The 20,051-nt window shown below is 40.0% G+C and carries 18 protein-coding genes, 1 tRNA gene and 1 pseudogene; 8 read left to right on the top strand and 12 right to left on the bottom strand.

Going from position 1 to position 20,051, the window contains the following annotated elements; genetic code table 11:
- From HN980_04830 to HN980_04810, 5 genes and pseudogenes are all read left to right on the top strand, one after another.
- On the top strand, window positions 1-1,245 hold a 1,245-nt coding region (locus tag HN980_04830), incomplete at its 5' end, for an RHS repeat-associated core domain-containing protein (protein ID MBT6928800.1).
- 16 nt (window positions 1,246-1,261) lie between these two features.
- The gene (locus HN980_04825; GenBank protein ID MBT6928799.1) at window positions 1,262-1,621 is read left to right on the top strand and encodes a hypothetical protein; all 360 of its coding nucleotides are present in this window, start codon (window positions 1,262-1,264) and stop codon (window positions 1,619-1,621) included.
- Window positions 1,622-1,630: 9 nt separating this feature from the next.
- Window positions 1,631-2,455, top strand: a pseudogene (locus HN980_04820) (hypothetical protein).
- A gap of 25 nt (window positions 2,456-2,480) precedes the next feature.
- Entirely contained in the window at window positions 2,481-2,726 is a 246-nt protein-coding gene (locus tag HN980_04815; GenBank protein ID MBT6928798.1) for a hypothetical protein, read from the top strand.
- Window positions 2,727-2,876: 150 nt separating this feature from the next.
- Window positions 2,877-3,128 (top strand): hypothetical protein, encoded by a 252-nt coding sequence (locus HN980_04810; protein MBT6928797.1) that lies wholly within the window; start codon window positions 2,877-2,879, stop codon window positions 3,126-3,128.
- 249 nt (window positions 3,129-3,377) lie between these two features.
- Here HN980_04810 and HN980_04805 read toward each other — a convergent pair whose 3' ends face one another.
- The 4 genes from HN980_04805 to HN980_04790 all read right to left on the bottom strand — a co-directional run bounded on the left by HN980_04805 (window position 3,378) and on the right by HN980_04790 (window position 7,870).
- Window positions 3,378-4,298 (bottom strand): hypothetical protein, encoded by a 921-nt coding sequence (locus tag HN980_04805; protein MBT6928796.1) that lies wholly within the window; start codon window positions 4,296-4,298, stop codon window positions 3,378-3,380.
- Window positions 4,299-4,318: 20 nt separating this feature from the next.
- Window positions 4,319-5,278, bottom strand: coding sequence for a hypothetical protein (locus tag HN980_04800; GenBank protein MBT6928795.1), 960 nt, complete (start codon window positions 5,276-5,278; stop codon window positions 4,319-4,321).
- A gap of 223 nt (window positions 5,279-5,501) precedes the next feature.
- Entirely contained in the window at window positions 5,502-6,335 is an 834-nt protein-coding gene (locus HN980_04795; protein MBT6928794.1) for a haloacid dehalogenase-like hydrolase, read from the bottom strand.
- Entirely contained in the window at window positions 6,332-7,870 is a 1,539-nt protein-coding gene (locus HN980_04790) for a DUF2779 domain-containing protein (GenBank protein MBT6928793.1), read from the bottom strand. Before HN980_04790 ends, HN980_04795 begins: the two co-directional genes overlap by 4 nt.
- Window positions 7,871-8,174: 304 nt before the next feature.
- Here HN980_04790 and HN980_04785 point away from each other — a divergent pair, with 304 nt between their 5' ends.
- The gene (locus HN980_04785; GenBank protein MBT6928792.1) at window positions 8,175-11,219 is read left to right on the top strand and encodes an N-6 DNA methylase; all 3,045 of its coding nucleotides are present in this window, start codon (window positions 8,175-8,177) and stop codon (window positions 11,217-11,219) included.
- 147 nt (window positions 11,220-11,366) lie between these two features.
- On the opposite strand, the gene HN980_04780 is transcribed toward HN980_04785, so the two are convergent.
- The gene (locus tag HN980_04780) at window positions 11,367-13,037 is read right to left on the bottom strand and encodes an SAM-dependent DNA methyltransferase (GenBank protein MBT6928791.1); all 1,671 of its coding nucleotides are present in this window, start codon (window positions 13,035-13,037) and stop codon (window positions 11,367-11,369) included.
- 345 nt (window positions 13,038-13,382) lie between these two features.
- Entirely contained in the window at window positions 13,383-14,834 is a 1,452-nt protein-coding gene (locus HN980_04775; GenBank protein ID MBT6928790.1) for a hypothetical protein, read from the bottom strand.
- A gap of 126 nt (window positions 14,835-14,960) precedes the next feature.
- Between HN980_04775 and HN980_04770 the strand changes: the two genes are divergently transcribed.
- Window positions 14,961-15,119 carry a hypothetical protein gene (locus tag HN980_04770; GenBank protein MBT6928789.1) on the top strand — a complete coding sequence of 53 codons (159 nt, stop codon included), beginning with the start codon at window positions 14,961-14,963 and terminating at the stop codon, window positions 15,117-15,119.
- A 2-nt stretch (window positions 15,120-15,121) separates the two neighbouring features.
- Here the strand turns inward: HN980_04770 and HN980_04765 are convergent.
- Window positions 15,122-15,208: transfer RNA gene (locus tag HN980_04765), tRNA-Ser, on the bottom strand.
- Between the two features lie 196 nt (window positions 15,209-15,404).
- Here HN980_04765 and HN980_04760 point away from each other — a divergent pair.
- On the top strand, window positions 15,405-16,310 hold the full coding sequence (locus HN980_04760) for an EamA family transporter (GenBank protein ID MBT6928788.1): 906 nt from the start codon (window positions 15,405-15,407) through the stop codon (window positions 16,308-16,310).
- 617 nt (window positions 16,311-16,927) lie between these two features.
- On the opposite strand, the gene pheS is transcribed toward HN980_04760, so the two are convergent.
- The 5 genes from pheS to HN980_04735 form a co-directional block, all read right to left on the bottom strand.
- Window positions 16,928-17,950, bottom strand: a complete 1,023-nt coding sequence (gene pheS, locus HN980_04755; GenBank protein MBT6928787.1) for a phenylalanine--tRNA ligase subunit alpha — start codon at window positions 17,948-17,950, stop codon at window positions 16,928-16,930.
- An 86-nt stretch (window positions 17,951-18,036) separates the two neighbouring features.
- Window positions 18,037-18,393 (bottom strand): 50S ribosomal protein L20, encoded by a 357-nt coding sequence (gene rplT, locus HN980_04750; protein MBT6928786.1) that lies wholly within the window; start codon window positions 18,391-18,393, stop codon window positions 18,037-18,039.
- Between the two features lie 114 nt (window positions 18,394-18,507).
- Complete coding sequence (gene rpmI, locus HN980_04745; GenBank protein ID MBT6928785.1) at window positions 18,508-18,702, bottom strand: 50S ribosomal protein L35; 195 nt, start codon at window positions 18,700-18,702, stop codon at window positions 18,508-18,510.
- A gap of 4 nt (window positions 18,703-18,706) precedes the next feature.
- Window positions 18,707-19,240 carry a translation initiation factor IF-3 gene (locus HN980_04740; GenBank protein MBT6928784.1) on the bottom strand — a complete coding sequence of 178 codons (534 nt, stop codon included), beginning with the start codon at window positions 19,238-19,240 and terminating at the stop codon, window positions 18,707-18,709.
- 52 nt (window positions 19,241-19,292) lie between these two features.
- A partial coding sequence (locus HN980_04735; protein MBT6928783.1) for a hypothetical protein occupies window positions 19,293-20,051 on the bottom strand: 759 nt, incomplete at its 5' end.

Below are 20,051 nucleotides of genomic sequence, written 5' to 3'. Positions count from 1 at the left end.
GTTGGTGCTGTCGATGACGATGATAATGTCGTAGAATTCCGCGTCCTTGGCATAGGACGTGGTGCTGAAATTGGTGCCGCCGTCGTCGTAGAACTCGACGATGTAATATATTCTCCTATCCATGATACATATGGTCATGTTGTTGCTCTTGTCGATACCGCTAGCGGTAAGATTGCTGAAAGTTATAAGTATACCGCATATGGTGAAGAGAAAATCTTTAATAAAAAGGGTAAAAAGATTGCCATATCGAAGTTAGCAAACCCTTGGCGTTTCTGTAGCAAGCGCATCGACGATGAGCTTGGCCTTGTCTTCTTCGGCAAAAGGTATTACTGCCCCGAGACGGGACGCTGGACGACTCCCGACCCTCAAGGTTTCGGCGATGGTCCGAATCTTTATGCTTACGTCCATAACAATCCTCTTGCTTTCTTCGACTTGTATGGCTATGAGAGTGAATATGAGTGGAACCCAAATGATTGGGACACAAGTGGATGTGGGATTGTGTTTAATGAAGTTGCTAATACAGCTTTTTCAGTAGTCTACGGCGAAATGCTTGGTGCGATGTCTTTTGGCATCACAACAACTTTAGATATAACGAAAATAGTTGTTTTTGATGTAGAAGCACGGATATACTTTTTTACAGGTTGTGAGTTGTCGTTATCTTCAAGTATTGAAGACTTGCGATTAAATATGAGTAATCCTGATAATTATGATTGTTTAGTTCCTGAACAATTCAACAAAGAGGTTTTTAATATAGGATTTAAACGCGCTCGCATTGGTATGACAATAGCAATGATGACAATGGGCGTAAAAGATTTGGCTGTTGTGGGCTTTCAAAAGGCTCAATCGCTATACCAAGGGTATAAAGGTGTAAGGCTAGGATTATGCGGAGATTCAGTTGTTAATACCTCTGCTCGCTTTAGCTCGCGATTGTCTTATGCAGAAGGAAAAGCATCAAGTATTACCGCCGAAGCTACTAATGCTGCTGAAGATGTGGCTGTTGTGCTAAAGGGCAAACCCAAGCCAACACCAAACTTTAAAACACCAACAAATTTGGCTCAACAACCACCGATGAAAATACCAGCTGGCTGGCGAATTCGTCAAATGACTAAAACAGAACAGTATCCTAATGGTTACTGGAAACTAGAGAAACCTTTGCCAGGGGGGCATTGGCAACCTATTGATCCATCAACAATGAAGCCAGGAACAAGATGGGAAACACACATTCCATTACCGCCTGGTACTTAACGAAGGAATAATTAATATGTATGGTTTACCAAAAGATTTTGACACATCGTGTCTTATTGGATGTTTACTTGAGCGAGTTTCTTTCACGAAAAATCAAGTGATTTTTGATTTTGATAGGGACACATCAATCGTAGTCGAAGGTCCATTTAAACATTCCATTGGAAAAGAAAATAACCAAGAAAATATCAAGGAGCCTCCAATTCAGAATTCAAGTACTATGAATTTGATAGGTTGCGAAGTATTTGATACAAAAAGCAATGACGACGGCACTCTGTGTCTTATGTTCGACAACGGACAAAGCCTCACCTGTTATGACGACAGCCCAAATTTTGAATCATACCAAATTCAAATAGGAAAAAAAACTATCATCGTATGATGAGGCAAACGCTACTATTGCCCCGAAACGGGACGCTGGACGACTCCCGACCCTCAAGGTTTCGGTGATGGTCCGAATCTTTATGCTTACGTCCATAACAATCCTCTTGCTTTCTTCGACTTGTATGGCTATGAGAGTGAATATGAGTGGAACCCAAATGATTGGGACATAGGTAATAGTGAGATTGTATTTAATGATACGGGTTATAATGCAATCGTCGCGAATTCTTCAGCGATGGAAGGAATCGCTGCCAAGATGATATCATTTTCTTTTGATGTACCTATAATTGATAAGCTGCTAAAAAAAGCCCATGCTGCAGTGTATGGTGTACACTTAGGAGAATATAATTTAACGGTAGCGACAATAGACAATGAAAAGAGCTATTCTTTTGGTGGTGGTCTGTCTTTAGCGGCATTAGCTATTCCAATGGAAGCGTTCGGCACGGGAGTAGTAGGAGGAGGAGGAGGGGCAGGAGTATTAGTATTATCAAATCCAGCAACTTTAATTGTAGCGGGTGTTGTGGTTATTGGCATCACAGGTTATGTTGGCTATAAATATTATAAATCAGCAAGGGAAGAGAAAGCTACAAACATTGAAGAAGAATCAAAATGGCCTGGGGATGATGCAAAAAAGGCTCCTGATGGAACTGAATGGAGAGGGAAAGCTGGTAGCAAACCTGGGGATGGACAAGGTAATTATCATGACCCAGAAACTGGCGAAAGTTATCGTCCAGACTTAGAACATAAAGACCCTGTTGGTCCACATTGGGATTATAGAGCTCCAGGTGGACAGTGGTATCGTATTAAACCAGATGGAACAATATTGCCAAAATAACAAAATAAAATTGGAGAAGAATAAAATGAAAGATTGGCGTTTACAAGGGCAAGATAAATTTTTGAAAGGCGTAAAGCTGTTCAAGAAAAAATACAAGAAATTTCGAGAAGATTGGGAACATGACCATTGTGAATTTTGTGGAGCAAAATTTTCTGAATTAGATAGCGATTTAAATGAAGGCTATTCAACAAAAGATGAATATCACTGGATTTGTCCCGCTTGTTACAAAGATTTCAAAGACCTTTTCCAATGGAAAGTAATCTCAAAGTGAGAGGTTTTTAATATAGGAAATAAAGAATCCCCGCCGCAAGCAGCGGGGTATTCATATTTAGGTTTCAATTTCGTTAGATTTCCGAAAGAAAGTTTCGCAGCAAGCTACGGGGAATAAAACCCCAAGGGATTTAAACGCGCTCGCATTGGTATGACAATAGCAATGATAACAATGGGTGTAAAAGATTTAGCTGTTATGGGCTTTCAAAAGGCTCAGTCGCTATACCAAGGGTATAAAGGGGTAAGGCTAGGATTATGTGGAGATTCAGTTGTTAATACCTCTGCTCGCTTTAGCTCGCGATTGTCTTATGCAAAAGGAGAAGCATCAAGTATTACCGCCGAAGCTACTAATCATAGGGTCATCATAGTCATCATAGGGTCAGGCCTGGGATGGCACAGATGAGCTGATTTCAGTCTAAATTCATATCAGATTTTTCTCCCTTATTGTTGTACCTTTAGTCTGCCTATAATTGAATAAAGCATCCCCGCCGCAAGCAGCGGGGAATTTAACCTGTAGAGATTAAACCCACAATTTCTACAAAAACTAAAGAAAAAGGCACGAGAATTAACCAGAAGCCATAGAGGGGAAACCGTGGGGTTTTAGACCCATCTGTGCCATCCCAGGCCCGACCCCTTTTATTTTATTTTTAAGTTAATTCAGAATTTGCGAGATTTCTTCTAACATAGGTGTCTCTGGGTCTGGAACGTCCAATATTGGCAGATATTCTAACTTGGTTCTAGCAAACTCATCCTGTAAAAAACCTGGAATTTCTTCTTCTGATAACTTTCCCTTTAGCGTCATCCAAAAGTTGTTACTGATATTGAAGGTTTCTCCATAAGGAACGGGTTCGTCACCATTATGAGAAGAATACACTCTTGTCTGAAAGGCATAAGTAAATGTAACCAAAAAAGTATTCTTTGTGATAGTAGGTGGATAGTTGTCAACAAAAGGCAATTTAATGAAAGGCTTGATGAAGGGCCACTCAATGCCCCAATAATTCCCTTTGTCTATAAAAAGGTTGTTTTTGATCTCAGCTCTACCAGAGTCCAAACTGATCCATGACTGTTCAAACACGTTTTTTTCAATAATAGAATCCTTCAGGTCGCTTAATTCAGAGTACTCGAGAGAGTTCCCAATAAATGTCAAATTTAACTTGAAAATGGCAGAATTCTTAAAAGTTGTATTTTCAATAATAACCTGTCCAGGCAGAACAAAATGACTATCCGATGCTATTCTTTCCTTTAAGTAAAGAGGAGAAATAGAGATATCTTTTAAGACAATGTTATTACCTTCATCTCCGATACAAAATAGCAATGCTCCCTCACCAAGTCTAATAGATGCTCCTTCGCCAGGATAAATATCACACCAGTCATTGCTCTCCTTCGGTATGATATAAACCCCAGGCTCTATGATTAAAGTCGAATTTAAATCAATAATAACCTCTTCATCAATAACATATGGCGATTCTTCAGCAGTCCATACAATCTCGCCGCTTAAAACTCCTGAGATTACAGTTTCAGAATGGGCCAATGAACTAGAAAACATTAATGCTAGCAACAATAATTTTTTCATAATCTGTTCTCCTCAAGTTCTCATTTTTTGTTGTACTTTTGTTCTTTTTTTTGAAAGTATTCCAATACGTTTGATACGACTCTTGATATTGGAGTTTCTGAATCAGGAGCATCCAAAGCTGGTAAATATTCTAACTGCATTACGCTAGAACACTCTTGCAAAAAATCTGGAATTTCTTCTTCTTGTAATCTTCCATTTCGCGTCATCCAGAAATTATTACTGATGTCAAAGGTTGTCCCGTCAGGGACAAGATTCGGTTCAGCGCCGAAGCGAAAGTCTAGCGTTTCAAAAGCGTATGTTGAAAAAAGAGTTGAGGTAAGAAAAAATGTATTCTTGATAATTATGGGTTGGTTGTCGTCTGCAGCGACAATCTGAATAAAAGGCTCTATACAACTATAAGCAGTTTTTGGCCAGCCTCCAGGATTCATAAAAAGATTGTTTTTAATCTGTGCTATGCCAGATGTTACTTCGATCGAAGAATCAAGGAAGATGTTTTTCTCAATAATAGAACATTCCAAAGGGGCCAACGTAGACTCTTCGAAAAGATTATCTATAATTGTCATCTGCAAAAAATAAAGAACCGAATGATATAAAGATGTATTTTCAATAACCACATTGCCCGGAATAGAATAATCATAATCATAATCATAATCATAATCATTTTCGTTTTCTATTATAGTCATCAGAGGAAAAATTTCGATATATTCCAGGAAAATATTATGATCCTCACTTCCTATGCAAAAGAGCGAGGCTCCATCGCCAAGCTTAATAGAACTCCAGTATTCTCCTTTCGAAAGTATCTGAACCCCAGGCTCTATGATCAAAGTCGAATTTAAATCAATGATAACCTCTTCATCAATGACATATGGCGACTCTTCAGAGATCCACACAATCTCACCGCTTAGAATACCTGAAACTATCGTTTCCGAATATGCCCACGAGCTTGAAAGCAATAATATAAGTAGCAATATTTTTTTCATGATCTTTCTCCTAATTTTCTAAACCTTTTTCTTTTATTACAATTTTTGTGATCATTCCAATGTCATGCGTAAAAAAACTAAGATTAGAGAAGCTATTTAATATAAGCAACTTCAAAGAATTTATTGTCAAAATATGTCGAGGGGCAGGCTGAAAGCGTCAACTAAGCTGGCAATGACTAATGGTGTAGATGGTCATTTACCCCCTAATGAGGGTGTGAGGGTGTTATCGCATCTCGATACGCTTTATGATCTTTTCAATAGCCATGCAAAGAGAACCGTGTAATGTAGAACCAAGCTCGTAGTTGGCCATTGCCCAATGCAGCACGCGCTTACTTTCCATAAACCCCCAAGCTTTGCCCCATTTTTGGCGGTCTTCTGGGTCACAAACCGCCAATGGAATCCCACCAACCTTTCCAATCAACGAGAAACAAGGCACATCGGTATATCCATCACCGACAAAGATCATTTGATCCATAGGGATCCTCTTCTCGTCAGCAGCAAACTTTAGGTTCACATCAAACGGTTTTGTTCTAGCATCAGAACCGATTAATCCCTTCGAGATATCAAATAGGTAACGCGTCTTGTCTGTGAAGCTGACGATACGTTTAGGGAAAACAATCCGCTCATCAGAATCATATTCAAAATCACAAGCCCATATATCTTTGAAGTGCTTGCTAATCCGAGAAGCTCGAATCACCTCTTCAATCCCACTGCTGATCACGTAGAACTCTAGCTCTATAGGAATAGAGACATCACTCATAAGCTCTTGTAAGTGCTCGAAAACCTGTTCAACACCTTTATATAAAGGCGTTTTTTCTCCCCACTTCTGTAAAGACGACTTAGTGATCTGCTTATCTTCGGGAAGCTTTTGATTTAGAAGAATCATCTTCTGGAGATAGGCCGGAACAGGATCCCAGTGGTCAAGATACATCTTATCAACCTCTTTCCAAAAGCCCGGGACATCAACACCTAGAGAATTTAAAAACCCAGAAGTGCTGTCAGGTCCCAGTGTATCATCAAAATCAAAGACCACTGCAATGATGTTCTTTTTCTTCATACCCTCTCCTCGATTTGTTTTTTTAACCAATTGTGCAAGTCTACCATGAGAACAGTATCTTGTTTACAATATTCAAGCAATCCCGAACGAATCTTTTCTCGTTCAGGATGCCCTTGATTGAACTCAAGAGACTTCTGGAAGGAAAGCATGGCCTCAATGCCATCACTGACAGACAGCCCTTTGTAGCTCGCCTGAGCCCCCAGCAAAACAGGTGCGACGCGTTTAATACTGAAGCTTCCAAGAAATTCGGGATCGAATACTGTCTCTTCAATCACTTTTTTCAGATCAACAACACGTCTGATAATATCGTCCAATCTATCTCCATACGCAGGGAAATCTCTTTTCAGATCCTTAAACTTCGTCAGCTCATAGGATTGGTGATAAACAACAATCACGCCATCGCTTGGCAGAGCTTCCAACATATTCTGGATAAAAGCCTCCCTAGGATCATCAACACCATCATATAGGAATTCTAAGTGCTCAAGATCGCCCTCTGGTTTACGCTGAATATGAAGACTGAATTGAAAGGGAAGATCTTGATAAGGACGTGTTTTTTCATACCTCGGTATCGGATAACTTACCGCTTCCAAGTCAAAGTATGAAATGGGAAATGTCCACGAACTGAGAAGCTGCCTTGCTAGCTCCTTATCCAGAAACTGGCGTTCCTCCTGATAACACTTCAATACGCGAGCCTGACGTGGAGAGCTAAATTCCCTCTTATTAAGATCGTCTACATCGCAACGGCCATCATTGTAGAAATTCCACTTCTTATGACACCTTGGAATCTTGAACACGTTGTACTTGGGTAAATGGCGCCAACAATGCTCCTTAAAAGGACAAATCCTTGGGTTCTCACACTGTGGCCCAATCGCGACAACGGATTTCACTTGATCTCCAAGGATTTTGAGTAGCTTAGCGACATCATCGTCCATCGTTTCCAGAATCGGCTTAATCTCTTCAGTATAGTCCTCTGACACAAATAAATTTGATAGATCGGGATAAACGCACTCGCGATTCAGGTGCATAAGAAAAACACCATCGAGATCAATTCCTGCCTGCTTAAGAACCCAAGCTTGAACTGCAACATCATTCCGATATTCCATCTTCTCGTATTCGTCTTTCTTATGATAAGTATTGCCCTTGACTTCGTACAGACGCCATGGCGAATCTACCGACGAGCGCGTCAAGATATCCGATCGGATAACAACGCCGCCAGCTTCAAATGCCGCCTCAAAAATGGTAAGCACTCCCCTCTCAATCGCTTCGCGAGTTCGTTCAACAGCATCGCTAATCTTGAGGGTCTCTATTAACTCGCCTTCGGGGAAGTAAGTCCTGGCATATTCGCCCACTAACATCCCCTCGATCTTGACCTTCCTATCAAGGGTCGACTCCTCACTAGCTCGTTCCGGCTGGAAATTGCTAAAGAATAGCGCTTTTGGACATCGCTGCCCCATGACAAAACGTGATTTCGTTAAATATATTTTGCTCAACTGCGACTCCTTATTTTTCATATTTTTGTAATATTCTTTATTCAAGAATAAATTCTACTCCATCTGTGTTTATATATTAAGTGAAAGTGGCATAGCATGCGATTTGCGATTCTTTGATTGCACCATTGCACGCCTGACACCCACATAATTCTATCTCTAGGAAACCTTTACGCTTGCGCGTTACACTTAAAAAAGTAGCTCAGAAAGCACCTTTTTGCTTCCCAAAGAAAACAAGAACTTATAATAACTTATAATACCTTTTTCTTGACTTTTTTTCCTTTTTTTTCGTAAACATGAGATTCAAACGGAAGGTTAGGTGTTATAAAATCAATCAATAAGAAAAAAGATCATGTTCTGTAAAAAAAATAAAGAAAAAGCGCGAGAATCCATAAAAAGTCTTATTAAAGCTTTTAAAAAAAATGAAAAAGATTACTGTAAGCTTGGAACTCTATATAACGAAACACAAGCTCGAACAGAGTTTATCACCCCTTTTCTAGAATCTTTAGGTTGGGATGTTCATAACAAAAGCGGTAAGCCACTTGACCTAAGAGAAGTTATTGAAGAGGCCACTGTTGAGGTCGGCGAAAATAAACTGTCAAAAAAACCAGACTATGAATTGAAAATAGCGAGGCAAAGAAAGTTCTTTGTTGAGTCCAAAAAACCTAGCATAAATATTCTTTCAGACAAATCTAGCTCTTTTCAGGTTAGGCGTTATGGTTTTTCAGCAAGTATGCCCATATCAGTACTTACAAATTTTCGCTACCTGGCTATATATGACTGCTCACATGCCCCGCTTGAAAATGATGAAGTTCACGTAAGTAGGCTGGCACTATACTCATATGAAGAATTTGAAACTAAATTTGACGAAATATATGAGCAATTGTCTTGGGAATCTATTTATACAAGGAAATTTGATGAAATTTTTAAAGTCGGCCTAACTCGGCAGGGGTCAAAACAATTTGATGATTATTTCCTCTCGCAAGTTCGTGACTGGCGGTTGTTGCTAGCACAAGATATACATTTTTACAATAATGAACTTGATTCTGAAAAACTGACTTATATTGTCCAGCGATTCTTATCAAGAATAATATTCTTGCGTATATGCGAAGACAGGAACATTGAGAAATACGAAACTCTTAAAAATATTGACTTTTCATCAACCTTTGATTCACTGATGAAGTTACTGGCTAAAGCTGATGAATTTTACGATTCAGGTCTTTTTGACATTATGATTGATAAACAAATGCACGTACAAGTTGGTGATAAGGTTTTAAAAAAGATTATTAAAGAGCTTTATTACCCTAAAAGCCCCTACACATTTTCGGTTGTGGAGCCGAGTGTATTGGGAGAGATTTATGAGCTATTTTTAAGCGAGAATATATGTATTGAGCATGATATCGTTTCTATGGTTGAAAAGCCTGAAGTCCGAGAAAGCGGCGGTGTTGTATCTACCCCACAATATATTGTTAGAGAGATTTTGGAAAAGACTTTGGCTCCAGCAATAAGAGATAGAAACCCTGATGATCTTAAAGAGTTCACTGTTGCTGATATTTGTTGTGGTTCTGGAATATTTTTAATTAGCATCTTTGAATTTCTACTAAATTATCATTTAGACTGGTACGTTAAAAATACACATAAAGAAAATAACTCTCGAATTTATGATACTGGACAAGGTATATGGCAGCTTCAATTTAGTGAAAAAAAACGAATTTTACTACAGAGTATTAGAGGCGTAGATGTCGACCCTAATGCGGTTGAAATTGCTAAGTTTAGTTTGCTTTTAAAACTAATTGAAAACGAATCTTCAGAAAATCTTCAAGCATATCGCAAATTAACAGGATATAAAGCTCTCCCCTCACTTGACATGATTATCCGTTGCGGAAATAGCCTCATAGATCATTCTCAAATACCTGAAGAAAATTCACACCTTGAAGAAATAACCACTCCATTTACCTGGGATAACGAATTCCCAAACGAAATGTCTCGGGGCGGATTTGATGTAATAGTTGGGAACCCTCCATATATCAGAATACAGAAAATGTTGCGCTATTCACCCGAAGAGGTTGCATTATATAAGATGAAAAATAGTCCGTATCAAACGGCGAAAAAAGAAAATTTCGACAAATATTCTTTATTCATTGAGCGATCGTTAGAGCTGATACTAAAGAATGGCATAGTTGGCATGATTGTGCCACACAAATTTATGATAACCTCAGCGGGTAGTGCGTTAAGAACTATTATAACGAAAAAGAAAATGCTGAAAGAGCTAATTCATTTTGGGGCACAACAAGTTTTTGGCAAAGACTCCGCTAATTATACTTGCATTCTGGTTCTTCAAAAGGAGAGTTCAGAAGAGTTCGTTTTTGAAAAAGTAGCCAATATTTACAATTGGCAATACGGGGGAAAAGAAAACATTCAATTGTTAAAAGCAGACAGCATATCTGCTGACCCTTGGACATTCATCTCTCAGGATATTGAAAATATTTTCAACGCTGTTCGAGAAAAAAGCCCTTTAACACTCTGCGAAGTTGCAGACATTTTCGTTGGTGCACAAACAAGTAAAGACCCAATTTATATTTTTTCAGCTTTTCGAGAAGAAGAAGATCATATCATCCTTAAATGGGATAGTCGCGAATGGTTGATAGAAAAGGAAATATTGAGGCCTTGTTTAAAAGACATTACACTTATTGCTTATTCAAAACCCAAGCCAAATAAATACATGATCTTTCCCTACAAAATAGACAATGGGCAAGCGCAATTAATCCAACCTTCTGAAATGAGAGAAAAATTCCCTCTAGCCTTAGAATATTTAACAGCGCGTCGTAGTGAGTTAGAGGATCGAAATATAACTGGCGGTTCTGCTATTGAAAAACAGTGGTACCAATTTGGTCGCTCACAAAGCCTTACAAAATTTTCTGGATCAAAGATAATTCTACCTGTACTTTCCGTAGAACCGAGATACTCTTTTGATGATAAAAATACTGTTGTTACGGGTGGTGGAAATGGTCCTTATTATTTGATTCGACCTAGGTCGGGTGCAGATATTGATTTGTTCTTTTTAATGGCGGTTTTATGCCACCCTCTTAGTGAAGCGATGATTCGTTGTAAAACTAGTGTTTTCAGAGGCGGTTATTATTCTCATGGTAAGCAATTCATAGAACATTTGCCTATTCCTAATATTAGTCGGGCCCTAAAGAATAAAATTGCAACATTAGTCATAAAATTAATTGAATGTAATGAACTCCTCAATCAAACTATTATCCCTCATAAAACAGTTTTACTAGAGCGGAAATGCAACAACCTTCGTTCTAGTATAGAAGACAAAGTTTCTCTATTATTAGGTTTGTCAAAAGAAGAACTTTTGATTATTAAAGAGATGCCTATTCCAACATGATCCAACCAAATAAAAATTATCGGTTAGATGTCAACTCAATTTCATTATTTACTTCTACACACACTCTCTTTTCATGAAACCTTCATTCCGGCATGCATATCTCTCTGATAACAAGTGTTTTTCTGTTTTTTGTTTAGAAAAATTATATTATTTTCTACCAATTCGCCTTGTTCGCAGTTCTTCTCCTGCATTTCGAATTGCTTTTATCTGTGAGTCTTTAAGCTGTAAGGCATCTTTTAATATTATTCTGTCTGTATAATTCAGCGCTTTTGTGTAATCCCCAGACAATATTAATTTATTCAATTTTTCAAAATCAATTGGCAGGTCTTCACTATAAAAAACTGGTAGCTCCTCTGCCTCGCTTGGCTCCAGTTCAAGTACTCCACCGCCATAACTTCTACCACAAATCTCAGCCCAAGTAAGAGTTAAAGAATTAAACATGCACATAGAAAGCCATTTTGGGTTAGTGCCATTTTTCATTCTTACTCTGTGTATTGTATCTGTTGAAGTTGCATTAGCCTGATTCGTTGTGAGTAGAGGAAACCTATATATTTGTCGATACAAAAATGCATCCGGTATATGAATAGATGGCACTTGGTACCAAACAGAACGAATTCGGCATTTGTAACCTTTGTGAACATCCTGTTCTTCACCTTGTACGATATATTCAAGCAATGAGGGGGGTAAGTCGTTTCTAGAAATGCCTTTTAAATTTAGCAGATAAGCTGGGTATTGTTCGCTGTACGCTTGAATATCTTTAGTTTGAAACGCAAGAGACTTAAGTGCCGAAGTTTTCCCAACTACAGGCACACAGTAATCATGAGCAGAATATTGATCAACCTGCTCCTTGGTTAATATGAAAAATTTATTTCTACCCGTTACTACACCAACATCAACATCAGCGTATTTACTCAGTTTTTCTAATTTAGGAATTGATGGGATGCATTCAATAGCTTCATAAGAAGATTTTTTCAAAAAAAGAGAGGTCCACTTCATATCAGGGCGTGAATGTTTCGCTGGTATATGTGCGATAGCCCCTTCTAAGCTTTCTTTTTTCAAAAAAGATCCATCGTCGAACTCGACAGTATGAATATCGGATTCTTTTTGCAGAGAATTTCTTTTTCCTTCGGCAAGTAGCAAGACTACTTCTTGTTGTATTTCTGGAAAAACTAAACGTTTGAAACAAACAAGAACAATATGCTCAAACATACGTGACAAACGCTGTCTTAGTTCGTGGGCATATTTTACTTGAAGTAACTCTGCCGGGACTACCATTGCTAAACGACCATTTTCATTCAGTAGTTCGATGCTTAATTGAAGAAAAGCAGACCACGCATTTGCTAGCTTTGTTGGCTTATAACCAAACTCTCTAAGAAATTTGAAGGCCTTATCTCTGCTCGTAGGATCAAAATATTGAAATCGAATGAATGGCGGGTTTCCTAAAACGACGTCAAATTTTTTTTTGTTTAGCGTTTGCGAAAAATAATCAAAAAAGTCTCCTGAAAACCAGTTGATTTTGTGATGTTGTTTATCAGTTGAGGTTATTCTTTTTTTTGCTTTTGATATTTCACCTTTCTCTATTTCAACAGCATCAATCTGAGCTGTAATCTTTTTGTTTTTATCTGACAGTTCTTGGAGTCGATTGACAATTGAAGAGAGGAAGTTTCCGTCACCACAGCTTGGTTCCAAAATAGATTCTTGCCCCGTTCTGATAGCCCAGTCAGTAAGGAATTTTGTTAGTTGCAGAGGTGTGTAATAGCCACCTCTGGTTTTTTGTTTGCTTGGATCTTTCTTATTGGTCGAAAAGTCGGTTTTCATATTGCCTTGGTAATTAATTTTTCATGGTCTATCCACACTCTGATAGCAGCTCTTTGTAATGGCTGATGCAACATAGAAAGATAGTGCCTGAAAACGTTCCTAAACGCAAATAAGAATTTTCGTTTTCCTGTCTTTGGGCCTATCTTTAAATAGGATAAATGATTTTCTTTATATAATAAAGCTCCAAAATGTACCCCGTCAAATTTCGAAGGAGGGTGTCAGGCTTGCGTCTTTGCGTGTTTGCAAAGAAAAGATACAAAGACGCAAGCCTGACACCCTGATGACACCCTGACTCGCCCTTTCAAGACCAAAGTCATCTATGAAAAGAACTCCTCATACTTCTTTTCAGCTTTTTAACTGAATTTCTCTTTGTCGATCCCTTAGTATTTTATTCAGATGTAGCCTCTTATTATTTTTTCTTTCTTTCATTGCTTTTATAAGATCAGAATCCACAATTGGAATAATCAACCCCCTATCATCTCTATAAGTATCTATACACCTCGATAAAAATAAGTCCATATTTTCAATCGTTCTACAAATTAAAAACCCAGCTTTACCTCTATTTGGAGAGAAGCGCCCTGCGAGTTGATCAAGCTCTGGATTGTTAGGATCCCCACTATAATTTTTACATTCCATAAAAATATACTGACAAGGGAGCCTATGAATCTCGTGTAAGTCATGAAATATCCCGCTTTCTGCTGCATTATCGAAAACTATGTCAATTCGTTTACGACCTTCATGAATTCTCTGTTCTTTTACAGGGCTGATCACGTCAGGATAGAATAGTAATTCTAAAATACCAATTATCAAATCATGGTACCTTGAAGCATCTTCACGCCCCGGACTTATCTCATTTAACTCTTTCATCAAATGATCTATAATACTTTCAATATCAATATCGCTGAACTCGCTATCAGTGAGAGATTCATTTTGACCTTTCATTTCTTCTTTAAACTTTTTAAACACGGATGGGTGTTTCTCTGTAAATCGTATCAGGTATTCCTTTGTCCCTGGTGATTCTGTTTCTTTGATGTCTTTTTTAGTAACATAGACTCTTATAGAACCATCTTTTCGGTGGTCTCTTCTCACTAATGATGAATTCAACTTCAGATGTTCATCTTGTAAATAGTTCAGTACAAAATGCTGGTGATATTTAACAGGAGTATAGTCTTTGCTATAAGAAACAACTCCTTTCGGAACAAGTAAGATTCGTCTGCCATTAACAACAAGCATCTCCCCATGCTCGTTCACCCAAGAACTCGTATCTGTATCCCAACATGGACCCATCTGAACAGCAGGAGATAAGGGTATATCCCAAAGATTCGCTTGTTCTCGTGTATATTCAATCAACTGCAATCTAATAATATTTGTAGTCATATCAGACAACTTATCTTTACCAAAGTTCTCTACAAAAATAACGCAATCTTCCAAATCTTCAACAAGACCACTGATTATTGCCTGACTATTTTGGATTGACTCAAAAATCTTCTGTGTATCCTCTGCACCAACACCTCTTCCCTGTGGACTTCCACGAGACAGCCCAAGGCAGGTCTCATTTGGCTCAGACAATGAATAAAATATAGTTTTTGCTCTTTGAGTATCCCCCGATTTTAAAAGATCTAAAAGGTTTCTGAAAAAAATTTTGACTGTTCGCGCAGCATCTTGTGACCAACGATCTGATCGTTGTGACAAAAAATGAGGATCCAAAAACAATGCAGTATCAAGTGAAGGATCGATATCTACAAAGTCAAGCTCTGCTTGGCTTTTGCCAAGATTAAATATTTCGCTAATTTTCATAATCACCCCAAATTCATATTATTTACTTTGTAAACGACAGCTCACAAGGACCGTGGTTGCGACTCCTACCTCTTCCGAAACAACAAAAGCCGAGCTATTGCGAGCCTTTGTTTCGAAGTCGGCAGGATGGACTCGGGCATGCCTGCCCTCGGCCCTGCGGGCTTTGTCTCCCCTGCTGCGCAGGCTCGCCAACTCTTCGTCACTGCGTTCCTCGCGAACCCCTCCGTGGGTTCGACTCCTACCTCTTTCGACCAAAAAAAAGCACGCCTTAGCGTGCTTTTTTAGGTCGGAAGAGGTAGGATTCGAACCCACGGTCCTCGTGAAAGGACTTCTGTTTTCAAGACAGACGCATTCGGCCACTCTGCCACTCTTCCAATGACAACATTTATACACTATCAAAGGTAATAATTTCAAGCATGGATATAATATTCTCGTGATAACTGATGTTACGCACCAATCTTGCTTTAGTGGCGCAATGAGAGGAGCAAAATATCCGTGTTAAAACGTGAACGCTAATGCACTTATTCACTAGAGTTGGTATAATATCTCCTTTGAACACCTGGAAAAGCTATGCCACTAGTATTTTTACTTTATGCCCTCATCGCCAGCGTCTTCACCATCGGTAAAAATGTTCTAAACTATGCCGACCCTTTCTTCATTATAGGCGTACGCATGTTCATCGCCGGTACACTAATACTAGGATATCAATTTTGGCGCCACCGCGATTCCTTCAAATTTAATAAGAAACACTGGATAGATATCCTTATACTGGCAACTGTGAATATTTTCATAACAAACGTCTGTGAATTCTGGGCACTCAACCATCTATCTTCAGCAAAAACATGCTTACTGTACAGCACCTCACCTTTTATCTCTGTCTTGCTGTCATACGTCATCCTCTCAGAAAAAATGTCTCCAATAAAATGGCTGGGGCTTCTCATAGGATTTATTGGATTTTTCCCCATACTCATGATGCAGTCTGCAGGAGAAGAAACGGCTTTCTTATTTTTCTCGTGGCCAGAACTCGCTATGATAGTAGCTGCAACAACATCGGTATACGGTTGGATCCTTCTACGAAAACTCGTTACCAAAAGCGATATCTCCTTTATGATTGCTAACGGCTACAGCATGCTTTTCGGAGGGATAATGACACTGGGATATTCAGGAATAATAGAAACATGGGATCCTTTCCCCGTTACATCATGGTGGCCCTTTATACAAAACAGCCTAGCACTGCTATTAATATCAAACCTTATCTGCTATAACCTCTACGGATTCCTCCTCAAACGCTATACGGCAACATTCATGGCATTCGCAGGGCTTTCGACGCCGCTCTTCGCTGCCCTCTTCGGATGGGCGTTCCTAGGAGAACATATACCCTGGCAGTTTTGGTTAAGCCTCACCATCATTAGCTGCGGGCTGTCAATCTTCCATCGTCAGGAAGTAAAAAGCGTCCATTTAACCGAAGGCGCCTAGAAAACTGTCTCTGAATCTTTTTCTACGCCATTTTCCCAGCGTGTTGACGTATCACTAACTGATGTTACGCACTACCGATTTTTTCACCACAGAGCCACAGAGTACACAGAGAGCGCCCACTGCGCAGAGCGCGCGCAGCGGACGCACAGCTGTCGCCATTGTCATTGATTGTACTTCCTTTCTTTGTTTTTCCTATAGCAAACGTAAAGATACAATCTTACTCTTACGACAACGGCGAGAGGGGGCACTGCCGTGTCCAGGTTTATTCATTGTTCAATGAAAAAGGGGGTCTGGGGGATTTATAAACTGTGAACTGAATTTATTAACGGGATTTGGGGCAACATCAAACAGGGTTTATTCCGTGAATGTCGAAAATTTCTAACCTCTTGCGACATCTTGCGACAGCCGCTTGTGACAACTTGCGACAACGTCTTGTGACAATCAAGCTACAAAAATCTCCATCTCCCCTATTTCATCGCCATCGCGTAGCGATGGTGATGACAGCAAAGGCAAAGCAAAAAGCATAGGCGAAACGCCTGTGTTTTTTGCTTTGTCGCGGGTTTGCAAAGGGATGTTTCCCTTTGCCGCGGATTGTCAAGGTCGCGGAGACCTTGACATTAGAATTGTTTTAGGAAGCGCATATCATTTTCGAAGAAGAGTCTGATATCTTTTATGGAGTTTTGTATCATGAAGAGGCGTTCTATTCCGAGTCCCCAAGCATATCCGGAGTATTTTTCGGGGTCTAGGCCACCATTTTTTAATACTTCTTGGTGTACCATTCCGGCGCCGGCGACTTCTAGCCATCCTGTACCTTTACATATCGGGCATCCTTCTCCTCCGCATATCAGGCAAGAGATATCTATCTCCATGCCGGGTTCTACGAAAGGAAAGTAGCTAGGACGTATACGTGTTGTTATGTCGTATGTGGGGAAGAGTTTTTTAAAGAACTCTTCTGCTGTAGCCATAAGGTCTGCGAAGGTGACGTTTTCGTCGATATATAATGCTTCAACCTGGTGGAAGAAAACGTGCGAACGCGCTGTTATCGTCTCGTTACGGAAGCATTTCCCTGGCACGGCGATACGTATTGGTGGTGTAGTCGTCTCCATAACGCGCATCTGTGTGTTTGATGTGTGTGTTCTTAGCAGGACGTCTTTGTCTATGTAGAAGGTATCCTGCATATCGCGGGCGGGGTGATCTTCTGCGAAATTCAGTGCTTCGAAGTTGTAGTAGTCTGTCTCGATATCGGGGCCGTACTGTACTGTGAAGCCCATCTCTTTCATTATCGTCAGGACTTTGTCGAGCATCTGTGTTACGGGGTGTTTTTTTCCGGTGTTGTTCTTCTTTCCTGGCAGTGTGACGTCGATATTCTCTTCGGAAAGTCGCGCTCCTTGTTCTTCTGTGGCGAGGCTTTCTTCTAGGGCGCTGCATCGCTCTTCGATATGGACTTTTATGTCGTTGATAGCTTTTCCTAGAGAAGGCCTTTCTTCTTTGGTAGCGTTTCTTAGTCCCTGCATAAGCTCTTGTATGGGGCCTTTTTTCTTGAGATATTCCATCCTAAGGGCTTCTAGTGCTTTGGTGTCGTGTATCTCTGTCATTGCTACGTCGAAGTTCTCACGCAGGCGTGCTATGGTGTCTTTCATGGTATCTATATATCTCCTAAAAAAAAATCCTTGAGCTTCACATTGTAAGGCTCAAGGATTATAATTTCTATCTTTTTATTGAGGTCTTACGCTAGCGAGCCTTTTGCTAAGGTGGCGATAGCGGCAAAACCTTCTAGGTCTGTTACTGCGAGGTCTGCGAGCATCTTTCTGTTGATATCGCATTTCGCCGTTGCAAGGCCGTTGATAAGCTTGCTGTATGACAACCCGTTGATACGCGCTGCGGCGTTGATACGTATTATCCACAGTTTGCGGAAGTTACGTTTGTTATGTTTACGGTGTCTGTAGTTAAAAGCCAGGGCGCGCATAACAGCGTCGGCGGTGATACGCAGGTGATTCTTACGATCTCCGACGAATCCCTTCGCTCTTTTAAATATTCTTTTCTTACGGCGTCTTGTTGCTACCGCATTAGTTACTCTTGTCATCTTTTATAAATCCTTATATTTTTTATTGCTTAGATGCTTTTTATGTCGACGGCGGGGCATTGTTTGGGGAACAGCCTCTTGGGTTGTCGAATACGCCGGCGATTTTTATAGCATCTAGATTCCCATCATCTTTTTGTACATTGTAGCTTGGCTTTTGTCGACGATAGCAGGCGTTCCGAGCATACGCTTACGTTTTGGCGTCTTTTTCGTCAATATATGCCGTTTCCCTGGGCGTCGTCGTACGAGTTTCCCCGTACCTGTAACTTTAAACCGAGCTACCACAGCTTTACGTGTTTTCATCTTAGGCACTGTTCTATTCTCCTTTCTCACTTTTATTCACTGGTTTCTTTTTACTACCTGGTGCTATTACAACATTGATAGTACGTCCGAACCTTTTAATCGGGCTTTCTACTGTACCGAGGTCTTCGAGGCCTTTGCACATCCTTTTAACTACGGCTTCGCCGATCTCAGGGTGTGCCATCTCTCTTCCGCGGAACATGCATGTAACCTTAACTTTATTTCCTTTTTCAAGGAATTTCTCTGCGCGGTGAAATTTCACCTGAAAATCATTGTCATTGATGTTTGGCTTAAGCTTAACTTCTTTGACTTTGATTTGGTGCTGGGATTTTTTATTCTCCCTTTCACGGCGTGTCTGCTCATAGCGATATTTGCCATAGTCTATAATCTTACAGACTGGTGGCGTCGCCATCGGAGCTATCTCAACAAGGTCGGCACCAGCATCTTCTGCAAGAGCCTGTGCTTCTCTTATAGAGAATATACCTTCCTGGTTTCCTTCTATCCCTATGACACGTACTTTTTGTGCCCTTATCTCTTGGTTTATCCTCAAAATTGGGTTCCTATTCTCCTGATATTGGTTACTGACATTAAACGCCAGTTAGTTATATCGTCGAGGCTTCAGCGGCGATATCGTCGAGCAAAGCCTGTAATTTTTGTTGTCCGCCATGCTGTTCTATAAGAAGAGCGACGGTACGTTCTAGTGCTCCTAAAAAAGAACATTCTATCATAACGGTCGCTGCCTTTTCGTTGCAGGCATTTTTCGTTATATTTTTTTCTCTAGTGACGACGTCTATACCGACATACGGTCCTTCCCAGATTCTGCCGTATGCATCTTTATATTGCATAATGACGGCTGGTCCTCGGTCGAAACTCGTAATATCTTCACAAAAATCGTAGGAATACCCTAACGATTCCAGTGCCGACGTCAACATTTCTTCGTACTTTTTCCACTGTTTCGTCGTCTCTCGGCGACTAGTCTTGTTTGAAACGCACGAAAAAGCACCTTCAAATCCTAGCATTTTACCTATTTTATCGATGAATTGCAAGGAAGAAATAAGCTCTTTTTGAAGATCTTCTTCTTCGCAAAAGATATGTTCTTCGTCGATGCTGCATATTGGGAGGGAATAAAGGCCATAAAGGGCTTCTGGATCAAGGGGATATGCGCCATCGAAGCGCTCATAATATCTGATGGGCAGAGCTTTTCCTTTGTGCCTTTCTGCTAGACAAAGTCTTGCATGCTCTTCGGCGCGGGTAGTCTGATAATCTTGCGTCTTGGGGGTTGTTAATATATTTTCGAAGCCTTGTTTTTCGAGTATCTTCTCTAGCGATGTTATCAGTGTAGAGCGTATTTTCTGTCCTTT

The sequence above is a fragment of the Waddliaceae bacterium genome, assembly GCA_018694295.1.
GTDB lineage: Bacteria > Chlamydiota > Chlamydiia > Chlamydiales > JABHNK01 > JABHNK01.
The sequence above is the reverse complement of the archived record's forward strand: the minus strand, read 5'-3'. Positions and strand labels throughout refer to the sequence as shown.

Bases quoted from the DNA above. Each gene is read 5' to 3' on its own strand.
- HN980_04825 (MBT6928799.1), top strand. From the start codon at position 1,262: ATGTATGGTTTACCAAAAGATTTTGACACATCGTGTCTTATTGGATGT.
- HN980_04815 (MBT6928798.1), top strand. From the start codon at position 2,481: ATGAAAGATTGGCGTTTACAAGGGCAAGATAAATTTTTGAAAGGCGTA.
- HN980_04810 (MBT6928797.1), top strand. From the start codon at position 2,877: ATGACAATAGCAATGATAACAATGGGTGTAAAAGATTTAGCTGTTATG.
- HN980_04805 (MBT6928796.1), bottom strand. From the start codon at position 4,298: ATGAAAAAATTATTGTTGCTAGCATTAATGTTTTCTAGTTCATTGGCC.
- HN980_04800 (MBT6928795.1), bottom strand. From the start codon at position 5,278: ATGAAAAAAATATTGCTACTTATATTATTGCTTTCAAGCTCGTGGGCA.
- HN980_04795 (MBT6928794.1), bottom strand. From the start codon at position 6,335: ATGAAGAAAAAGAACATCATTGCAGTGGTCTTTGATTTTGATGATACA.
- HN980_04785 (MBT6928792.1), top strand. From the start codon at position 8,175: ATGTTCTGTAAAAAAAATAAAGAAAAAGCGCGAGAATCCATAAAAAGT.
- HN980_04780 (MBT6928791.1), bottom strand. From the start codon at position 13,037: ATGAAAACCGACTTTTCGACCAATAAGAAAGATCCAAGCAAACAAAAA.
- HN980_04775 (MBT6928790.1), bottom strand. From the start codon at position 14,834: ATGAAAATTAGCGAAATATTTAATCTTGGCAAAAGCCAAGCAGAGCTT.
- HN980_04770 (MBT6928789.1), top strand. From the start codon at position 14,961: ATGGACTCGGGCATGCCTGCCCTCGGCCCTGCGGGCTTTGTCTCCCCT.
- HN980_04760 (MBT6928788.1), top strand. From the start codon at position 15,405: ATGCCACTAGTATTTTTACTTTATGCCCTCATCGCCAGCGTCTTCACC.
- pheS (MBT6928787.1), bottom strand. From the start codon at position 17,950: ATGAAAGACACCATAGCACGCCTGCGTGAGAACTTCGACGTAGCAATG.
- rplT (MBT6928786.1), bottom strand. From the start codon at position 18,393: ATGACAAGAGTAACTAATGCGGTAGCAACAAGACGCCGTAAGAAAAGA.